Origin of the sequence: Pseudomonas sp. GM50, from assembly GCF_000282375.1 — a bacterium.
In the GTDB taxonomy this organism is placed as follows: domain Bacteria; phylum Pseudomonadota; class Gammaproteobacteria; order Pseudomonadales; family Pseudomonadaceae; genus Aquipseudomonas.
This window is the reverse complement of record NZ_AKJK01000004.1, coordinates 42098-51892: the sequence shown is the minus strand read 5'-3', so window position 1 is coordinate 51892 and position 9795 is coordinate 42098. Positions and strand designations below refer to the sequence as shown.

At 61.4% G+C, this 9795-nt stretch carries 5 protein-coding genes; 4 read left to right on the top strand and 1 reads right to left on the bottom strand.

Features of this window, described 5'->3' with window-relative positions; all coding sequences use genetic code 11:
- Positions 1-174: 174 nt before the first annotated feature.
- Positions 175-612 carry a YkgJ family cysteine cluster protein gene (locus PMI30_RS28560; protein WP_008005123.1) on the bottom strand — a complete coding sequence of 146 codons (438 nt, stop codon included), beginning with the start codon at positions 610-612 and terminating at the stop codon, positions 175-177.
- 256 nt (positions 613-868) lie between these two features.
- On the opposite strand from PMI30_RS28560, the gene PMI30_RS28565 reads away from it, so the two are divergent.
- From PMI30_RS28565 to PMI30_RS28580, 4 genes are all read left to right on the top strand, one after another.
- Complete coding sequence (locus PMI30_RS28565) at positions 869-3319, top strand: glycogen/starch/alpha-glucan phosphorylase (RefSeq protein ID WP_008005120.1); 2451 nt, start codon at positions 869-871, stop codon at positions 3317-3319.
- Positions 3320-3592: 273 nt separating this feature from the next.
- Entirely contained in the window at positions 3593-7180 is a 3588-nt protein-coding gene (locus PMI30_RS28570) for a DUF2339 domain-containing protein (RefSeq protein WP_008005119.1), read from the top strand.
- Positions 7177-8544, top strand: coding sequence for a DUF3999 domain-containing protein (locus PMI30_RS28575; RefSeq protein ID WP_008005117.1), 1368 nt, complete (start codon positions 7177-7179; stop codon positions 8542-8544). Before PMI30_RS28570 ends, PMI30_RS28575 begins: the two co-directional genes overlap by 4 nt.
- 237 nt (positions 8545-8781) lie before the next feature.
- The gene (locus PMI30_RS28580) at positions 8782-9792 is read left to right on the top strand and encodes a class 1 fructose-bisphosphatase (RefSeq protein WP_008005114.1); all 1011 of its coding nucleotides are present in this window, start codon (positions 8782-8784) and stop codon (positions 9790-9792) included.
- Positions 9793-9795: the final 3 nt, after the last annotated feature.

Here is a 9795-nt window from a genome sequence, read left to right as displayed (position 1 = left end):
GGCCGTCACCTATGCCGATTGTCTGGGGTTTGTGCGGTGTTTGTGAGGGCCCCATCGCGAGCAGGCTCGCTCCCACAGGGTTCGGTGTTGAACACGGATTATGTGTACGACAAAAATCAACTGTGGGAGCGAGCCTGCTCGCGATGAGGCCGGCTCAGGCAGCGGGATTCTGGATCAGAACTTGTCCAGCGTCCGCGGATTGTTCTCGCGCACCACTTCTTTTGGCTTGTACGCGCAATACCCCGGCCGCGGTCCGATCTTCGGGTGGTTGCGGCAGGTGTCCGGGCGCTTATCATAAATAGTGCACAAACGGCTCTTACGATCCAGGTACAGGCAATCGTTGTTGCTCATGCGCTGAAGGGTGAAGATCTCGGACTTCTGGTTGTAGCGCTCGACGATCCCTTCCTTTTGCAAACGCTTGGCGATGTTCTTCGGCGGATCGCCACGCTCGAACTCATCGACGATGCCGATACGGATCAGATCCTTGATCTTGACCTCGACCGGCAAGGTACAGCAGCTGGACACGCAGGAACCGCACATCGGGGCAGAGTATTTTGCCCAGGTATCGAGGCGATCGATCTCCGCGGCGGCGATCAGGTTGGGCTTCATCATCGGTTGTTACCAGCGTGTGCATCAGGGCGCGCGATCATACCGGGACTGGTGGATTTTTGAACAACCTTTCGCCAGATTTTTTCGCTTGGCGCAAAATAATCCCTGTGTCCGGCACGGCCCCTGCATTGTTTCTGGCACGCGACTACGTAATGTCGACCTATCTCGCACTAACAGGAAAAACTGCCGAACCAGAGTCTCAATGGTCTGTCAGACCGACTAGGCTCAGACAACTTCACGCTCGCTCGAGGTCCTATCGATGACTCAAGAACCACTTGTTCGCGAAGCAGAGGTGGCCGCATTCCGCGACGCCGTCTTGACCAAGCTTACCTACGCGGTGGGCAAAGACCCGGATCACGCCTTCGACCACGACTGGTTCGAAGCCATCGCCCTGGCGGCGCGCGATCACATGGTCGAGCACTGGATGGACCACACCCGGCAGATCTACCGCAAAGGCCAGAAACGGGTTTATTACCTCTCCCTTGAATTCCTGATCGGCCGCTTGCTCTACGACAGCCTGAGCAATCTCGGCCTGCTCGATGTGGCCCGCGAGGCCATGACCGAACTTGGCGTGGACATTGAACGGATCCGCTTGCTGGAGCCCGATGCGGCACTGGGCAATGGAGGCCTCGGGCGTCTGGCGGCGTGCTTCATGGAAAGCATGTCGACCCTCGGCATCGCCGGCCATGGTTACGGCATTCGTTACGAACACGGTTTGTTCCGCCAGGCCATCGTCGACGGTTGGCAGCAGGAGCAGACCGAACACTGGCTGGATTTCGGCAACCCGTGGGAGTTCGAGCGGCCGGAGGTCGCCTACCCGATCGGCTTCGGCGGCAGTGTCGAAACCGTGACCGATGAAAACGGCAAATCCAGGCAAGTCTGGTCCCCGGCGGAAACCGTGCGGGCCATTGCCTATGACACCCCGGTGGTCGGTTGGCGCGGCGCGAGTGTCAACACGCTACGACTGTGGCGTGCCCGTGCCATGGAAGAGTTGCACCTGGAACGCTTCAATGCGGGCGACCACCTGGGCGCGGTAGCCGAAGTGGCCCGGGCCGAAAGTATCTCTCGCGTGCTCTACCCGGCGGACAGCACCGAGGCCGGCCAGGAGCTGCGTCTGCGTCAGGAATACTTCTTCGTCGCCGCGTCCCTGCAGGATTTGCTGCGCCGCCATCGCAACATGCACACCTCGGTGCTGACCCTGGGTGATCACGCGGCCATTCAACTCAACGACACTCACCCCTCGATTGCCGTGGCCGAGCTGATGCGTCAGTTGGTCGACGTTTATGACGTGGCGTGGGATGCGGCGTGGCAGGTCACCGTCGACACGCTGTCGTACACCAACCACACGCTGTTGCCGGAAGCGCTGGAAACCTGGCCGGTCGGTTTGATGGAGCGGATGCTGCCTCGGCACATGCAGATCATTTACTTGATCAACGCCCAGCACATCGACTCATTGCGGGCCAAGGGCGTTCACGATTTCGACGTGTTGCGTGCGGTGTCGCTGATCGAGGAGGACAACGGTCGTCGCGTGCGCATGGGCAACCTGGCATTCCTTGGTTCTCACAGCGTCAACGGCGTGTCTGGCCTGCACACGCAGCTGATGCGCAGCACGGTGTTCTCCGAACTGCATAAACTTTATCCGGAGCGGATCAACAACAAGACCAACGGCATTACCTTCCGCCGTTGGCTCTACCAGGCCAACCCCGAGTTGACCTCGATGATGGTCGACGCCCTCGGCCCGGATCTGCTGGATAACCCCGAAGAGCGCCTGATAGGGCTGGAACCGTTTGCCGAGAAGACAGCATTCCGCAAACAGTTCGCCGAACAGCGGCTGCACAGTAAGAAAGCCCTGGCGTACCTGATTCATGAACGGCTGGGGGTTGCGATCAACCCGGCGGCGATGTTCGACGTGCAGGTCAAGCGGATCCACGAGTACAAACGTCAGTTGCTCAACCTGCTGCACACCGTTGCGCTGTATCAGGCGATTCGTGCCGAACCGGAAATAGACTGGGTGCCGCGGGTGAAAATCTTCGCCGGTAAGGCGGCAGCCAGTTATCACCAGGCCAAGCTGATCATCAAGCTGACCAACGACATCGCCCGGGTGGTCAACAACGACCCGACCGTGCGTGGTTTGCTCAAAGTGGTGTTCTTGCCCAACTACAACGTCAGCCTGGCGGAGAGCATCATTCCGGCGGCGGATTTGTCGGAACAGATATCCACCGCCGGCTTCGAAGCCTCAGGCACCAGCAACATGAAGTTCGGCCTCAACGGCGCGCTGACCATCGGCACTCTGGATGGGGCCAACGTGGAAATGTGCGAGCGTATCGGTGCCGAACACATGTTCATCTTCGGCCTCAGCGCTGAACAAGTGGAAGCGCGCAAGCGCAACCATGAGTTCAACGCGGCGCCGGACATTGCCGCCTCCCATCGACTCAACGATGTGCTGCAAGCGATTCGCGGCGGGGTGTTCTCGCCGGACGATCCGTCCCGTTACACCACGCTGATCGATTCGCTGGTGGACTATGACCGCTTCCTGGTCTGCGCCGATTTCGACGCCTACTGGAACGCTCAGATGCGCGTCGAGGCCCACTGGCACGACTCCAAAGAGTGGTGGCGCTCGGCGGTATTGAGCAGTGCACGGATGGGCTGGTTCTCGTCCGACCGGACCATTCGCGAGTACGCCACGGATATCTGGAAGGCACTGGAGTAACTTTTAGCAATAATTGCGAGTCAGGCCCGACGGTTGTTGGGCCGGACCGATATACTAAGCGCCGGTTACACCGGGCGGCAGGCATTGGCGTTCCATTGTGGGAGCGAGCCTGCTCGCGATAGCGCACTGACATTCAACATCAATGACTGAATGTCATGGCCCCATCGCGAGCAGGCTCGCTCCCACAGGTTTGTGTGGTTTTCACACTAGACTGAGCCTGACGCTGTATCGCCCGGATTTGCCCCACCGCGGGGCCGCTTAGGGATATCGACCATGCAATGGATGTTCATGCTGATTGGGCTGCTGCTGGGCTGGCTACTCGACGAGTCGTTCAGCGATGCGCTGTTGGGCGCTTTGCTCGGGCTGGGTATTGGCCAGGCCATTCGCATCGGCCGCTTGAGTACTCAAACCGCCGAGCAGCGACGCTTGCTCGATCAGGCGCAGGTTGCGCTGAATGCGGTCGAGCAGCGATTGGCATTGCTGGAAGTGTCGGGCGTCAAAACACCTGAAGCCAGTGAACCTTCGACAAGCGAATCGGTTCCATCCCTTGAAATCACTCTTGATCAAGCCCCTGTCGCAGCCCCGGAGTTGATCTGGGAGCTGCCGCCTGAACTCGAACCCGTCACGGCGGCCGCCACCGAAGCCAGCCGTCCGCTACCCGATGATCTCTGGAAACCCGAACCGGTTGCCCGGGAACCACAGCAACCGGCGGCGCCTCGGGGCCCGAACTTCATCGATCGCGCCATCAGCGGTGCGCGCAACTGGTTGTTCGGCGGTAATACCGTGTTGCGAGTCGGCGTGGTGCTGTTGTTCCTCGGCCTGGCCTTCCTGTTGCGCTATGCCACCGAAGGCATGGTGGTGCCGGTCGAGTTGCGTTACGCCGGTGTCGCGGCGGCGGCCTTGGGCCTGCTCGCGCTGGGCTGGTGGTTGCGTCTGCGCAACAGCAATTACGCGCTGATGCTGCAAGGCACCGGGATCGCGGTGTTGTACCTGACCGTATTTGCCGCGATGCGTTTGCATCCATTGCTCGACCCCACGGCTGCACTGGGGCTGCTGGTGGTGGTCACAGTGTTCTCGGCGATTCTCGCCATTACCCAGAACGCATTGGGCTTGGCCGCCGCTGCCGCACTGGGCGGTTTCGCCGCGCCGATCCTGACCTCCACCGGCGCGGGCAACCACGTCGCGTTGTTCAGCTACTTTGCCTTGCTCAACGCCGGCATCCTCGCCATCGCATGGTTCAAGGCCTGGCGGCTGCTCAACCTGATCGGTTTTGTCGGCACCTTCGGCATCGGGTTTGCCTGGGGCCTGCGTTCCTACAAGCCTGAACTGCTGTGGAGCACCGAGCCATTCCTGATCCTGTTTTTCCTGATGTACCTGGCCATCGGCCTGTTGTTCGCCCGGCGCAAACTGCTGGAAATGAGCGATGCGCCCGAGGACGACAGCCGCGATGCACTGTTGCACTGGTCGGCGCGCAAGGGTGATTACGTCGACGGCACCATGCTGTTCGCCCCTCCGCTGGTGGGCTTCGGTTTGCAGTTCGCGCTGGTGGAGCATCTGGAATTTGCCGCCGCCTTCAGCGCCTTGGCACTGGGCATGATTTACATGGGCCTGGCCCGGTTGCTGATGGGCGGTCGAGCACTGTTGTTGGCGGAAACCTGTCTGGCACTTGGCGTGATCTTCGCCAGCCTGGCCATTCCGCTGGGGCTCGATGCGCGTTGGACCGCAGCCGCCTGGGCGGTGGAAGGCGCGGGGATTTTCTGGCTCGGCCTGCGTCAACAACGACCGCTGGCGCGAGCCTTTGCCTTGCTGCTGCAGCTGGGCTCGGCACTGGCCTTTCTCAGTGAGCTGCGGACCGGTGAGAGCAGCCTGCTCGATGGCGCACCGCTGGGGGCGTTGATGCTCGGTGTGGCGCTGCTGTTCAGCTTCTACCAATTACGCAAAGCGTTGCCCGAGCAGGCGTCGCAGTGGGAGCGCCAAGCGCTACCGGTGCTGGCCTGCCTGGGGTTGACGTTCCTCTATCTGCTGGCGCCGCTGTTTTTCTTCACTCACGGCACGGCGATCAGTTGGGCGCTGGCCGGGTTGGCGACGCTGTTCATCGGCCTGCGCCTGCAATCGCGAACCTTCCTGTTCACCGCGTTCGCCGTGCAACTGCTCGGTGGTGCGTTGTTCCTGTTGCGGCTGCAAGGGGCGGGCGGTGAGTCGGCTGCGGTGTTCAGCGCCGGTTGGAGCGGTTTGCTCAGCGCGTCCCTGATCGGGTTGGCGTTGATCGCCGGGATGTTGCTGGCGGCCCGCGACGAAATGGTGCGCAGTGATGTGCGTTTGCTGCGCGGCTTGTCAGTGGTGTTGCTGGCCGGTCTGGTGCTGATCAACCTCGCGGTGCTGTTCGTGTTGCCGTGGCAAACCGCGAGCGCGGTGTGGGCCGCCAGTGGTTTGTTCATCATCTGGCTGAGCCTGTACCTGAAGCAGCGCGTGAGTTTTGTCTTTGGTCTGCTGTTGCAGGTGATCGGCGGCGCGGCGTTCCTGTTCGCCGGGCCAGACCTGCTCGGCCCGCTGCTCAGCGAAGGGTTGCGACCGCTGGCGCACAGCGGTTTCTGGACGCCGCTGGTGCTGGGGCTGGCCGCATTCGTCGGGGCCTGGCGTTTGCAGCTGGGCAATCATGCTTCGGCCTTTGATGGGCTGAGTCTGCAACGCTTGTCCGAAGTGTTGCTGGTGTGGGGTGCGGGTTGGTGGGCGCTGGCGTGGGTCAGCGAAGTGCTGCGCTTTGCGCCGTCGAATCTGCAAGCCACCTTGTTGCTGGTCGTCGCCGCCGTGAGTGTCGCGCTGTGGACGTTGTTGGCGCTGCGCCTGAAGTGGTCGTCGCTGGGTTTGCTCTGTACCTTGCTGATTCCGGCCGCCGGTCTGGTGCTGCTCGCGGCCTGGCATTCGCGTTATCACCCGGCCGCCAACTTCGGCTGGCTGGTTTGGGCTGCGGTGTTCGTCGTGCATTTCATCTCCCTGCGGCGTCTGGCGCCGACGCTGCCCGCAACAGCCCTGAGCACCGCCCATGTGCTCGGCTGCTGGTTGTTGATCGGCGTATTGGCCCTGGAGCTGCGTTACGGTCTGCTGCTGTTGTCAGAGCAGTACAACGCCTGGCGCTGGCTGGGCTGGGCGATTCTGCCGAGCCTGTATCTGGTGCTGATGGCTGCACCACGTGCATGGCCATGGCCGGTATCGGAGTATCCCCGCGAGTACCGGGTCTATGCCGCTGCGCCGTTGGCGTTGTTGATGCTCGGCTGGTTCTGGCTGGCGAACATCGCCAGTGACGGCACCGCCGAGCCACTGCCGTATGTGCCGCTGATTAACCCGCTGGAGCTGGGTCTGTTGTTTGCCCTGTTCGGCGTTTACGTCTGGTCTCGCAGCGCCGTGACGCAACTGGCGATTCGCAAGGAGTACGCCGATAACGCCACGCAAGTGATTGCCGGGGTTTCGCTGTTCGTCTTCTTCACCGCGTTGGTGATGCGCGCGGCTCACCATTGGGGTGGCGTGCCGTTCGCGCTGGATCTACTGCTTGAATCAATGCTGGTGCAGGCGGGTCTGTCTATTGTCTGGACCCTGATGGCCCTGAGTCTGATGATCGGTGGGCATCTACGTCATCGGCGCGAAGTCTGGCTGATCGGCGCGGCACTGATCGCGCTGGTGGTCGCCAAGTTGTTCTTCGTTGAATTGAGTAACCGTGGCGGGCTGGCGCGGATCGTGTCGTTTATCGGCGTAGGCGTGTTGCTGTTGGTGGTGGGCTATTTCGCTCCGTTGCCACCCAAGCGTGCCGAGGCTGTGCCGGATATTGAAAAACCGGCCCCTGAAACCGAAGGAGTGTCGTCTTGAGTCAGAAGCTGAAACTGGGCTGGTGGGGTGCTGTTGTACTGGGCGTGACACTGTCGGCCGGTGCGCAGGAAAAACCGGCGGACTTTGCCGCGCAGGTGCCGCTGTCGGTGAGTGGCGAAGGCCCGTGGTATCGCCTGGAATTACCCTTGGGCGTGCAATTGAAGGCGCGACAAACCGATCTCAGCGATCTACGCGTGTTCAACGCCGCCGGTGAGCCTCAGGCGTATGCGCTGGCCCGGGAACCTGCGCAGACCCGCGAAAACCGCACGCTGAACGATGTGAAGTGGTTCCCGTTGTACAACTCGGCGGATGCCACCGAACGTGCGCCGAGTGTGCGCGTGCAATCGAACACCAACGGCACGTTGATCGAAGTGCAGCCGTCCAGCCAGTTGGAGGCAGGCGAAGAAGAGCTGCGCGGCTGGTTACTCGATGCCAGCCGCATCAAGGCGCCGTTACAGCAATTGATCCTCGATTGGACCAGCGATCGCGATGGTTTTCAGCGTTTCAGCATTGAAGCCAGCGACGATTTGCAGCATTGGCAGTCGTGGGGCGAAGGGCAGGTGGCACGCCTGACGTTTGCCGACGAACGGGTCGAGCAGCATGAAGTCGGCCTGCCGGGGCAATCGGCGCGTTACCTGCGCTTGCTGTGGAGTTCACCGCAATTGGCGCCAGTGCTGACGTCGGCGCAACTGGAAAGCACCAACCCGCGCACCTTGCCGCTGCCGTTGGTCTGGTCGCAACCGTTGGCTGGCACCAGCGTGAAGGCCGGTGAGTACATCTGGCAATTGCCGATGGGATTGAACGTCCAGCGCTTGCAGATCGAGCTGAATCAACCCAACAGCCTGGCACCGGTGACGTTGTCGGGTCGTCGGGAAACCAGCCTGCCGTGGCAAACGCTGACCAGCGGTTTGCTCTACCGCTTGACCCAGAATGGCCAGGACGTGGTGCAGAACGAATTGCAGCTGCCGGGCCAGACCGTGCAGCAATTGAAGCTGACGGTGGATGAGCGCGGCGGTGGCCTGGGCGCCGAAGCACCGACCGTCCGATTTGCCGTGCGCTCCACGCAACTGGTGTTCCTGGCGCGCGGCGCCGGGCCTTATACGCTGGCGCTGGGGAGTGCGACGGTGAAGGCGGCGAGCTTGCCGTTGTCGACGCTTATTCCGGATTACAGCGCTGCGAAGCTGGCGGCGTTGGGCAAGGCGACGGTGGAGGGTGGGGTCGTGGTGACGTCGGCGGCGACCGTGCCAACGGTGGCGAACACGAACTGGAAGAAATTCGGGTTGTGGGCGGTACTGTTGCTCAGCGTGCTGGTTCTGGGGGCCATGGCGTTCAGCTTGCTGCGCAAGCCACCCGTCAAATCCTGAAGGTGGTGCTTTGCACCCTATCGCGAGCAGGCTCGCTCCCACAGGGGATTGCGATCCGTGTGGGAGCGAGCCTGCTCGCGATAGCGGTTTATCGGTCGGTAAACATGCCCATTTCGAACTACGCTCAACCCCGCACATGAACTCTATTGGGTGTATCACGTCTGATAGGAGGAAATGCGCCCCGACTCGCGTTAAACTGCGCGGGTTTTTAGCCCCCCCATTCCACCGGAGCCGTCCATGTCCCGCGTTACCTTGAGTCGCTATTTGATTGAGCAGACCCGCAGCAACAACACTCCTGCCGATCTGCGCTTCCTGATCGAAGTGGTGGCGCGTGCCTGCAAGGAAATCAGCCACGCCGTGTCCAAAGGCGCCCTGGGTGGCGTTCTGGGCAGCATGGGCACTGAAAACGTCCAGGGCGAAGTGCAGAAGAAGCTCGACGTGATCTCCAACGAAATCCTGCTCGAAGCCAACGAATGGGGCGGTCACCTGGCCGGCATGGCGTCCGAAGAAATGGACAATGCCTACCAGATCCCGGGCAAATACCCGAAAGGCGCCTACCTGTTGGTATTCGACCCGCTGGACGGTTCGTCGAACATCGACATCAACGCCCCGGTCGGCACCATCTTCTCGGTACTGCGTTGCCCGAACGAATACCTGAGCCAGAACGAGCCCTTGAATGAAAAGGCTTTCCTGCAGCCAGGTACCCAGCAAGTGGCCGCCGGTTATGCCATCTATGGTCCACAGACCATGCTGATCCTGACCCTGGGCGACGGCGTGAAAGGTTTCACCCTGGACCGTGAAATGGGCAGCTTCGTCCTGACCCATGAAGACATCACCATTCCTGAAACCACCCAGGAGTTCGCCATCAACGCGTCCAACCAGCGTCACTGGGAAGCTCCGGTACAGCGCTACGTGGGCGAATTACTGGCAGGCGAAGAAGGTCCGCTGAAAAAGAACTACAACATGCGTTGGGTCGCCGCGATGGTGGCCGACGTGCACCGCATCCTGACCCGCGGCGGTCTGTTCATGTACCCACGCGACAGCCGCGAGCCGTCCAAGCCGGGCAAACTGCGCCTGATGTACGAAGCCAACCCGATGTCGTTCCTGGTGGAACAAGCGGGTGGCGCATCCACTGACGGCCACCAGCGCATCCTCGACATCCAGCCGGAAGGCCTGCACCAGCGTGTTGCGGTGTTCCTCGGTTCGAAAGAAGAAGTTGCCCGCGTCACGGCTTACCACAAGGAATAAACC

Bases quoted from the DNA above. Each gene is read 5' to 3' on its own strand.
- PMI30_RS28560 (WP_008005123.1), bottom strand. From the start codon at position 612: ATGATGAAGCCCAACCTGATCGCCGCCGCGGAGATCGATCGCCTCGAT.
- PMI30_RS28565 (WP_008005120.1), top strand. From the start codon at position 869: ATGACTCAAGAACCACTTGTTCGCGAAGCAGAGGTGGCCGCATTCCGC.
- PMI30_RS28570 (WP_008005119.1), top strand. From the start codon at position 3,593: ATGCAATGGATGTTCATGCTGATTGGGCTGCTGCTGGGCTGGCTACTC.
- PMI30_RS28580 (WP_008005114.1), top strand. From the start codon at position 8,782: ATGTCCCGCGTTACCTTGAGTCGCTATTTGATTGAGCAGACCCGCAGC.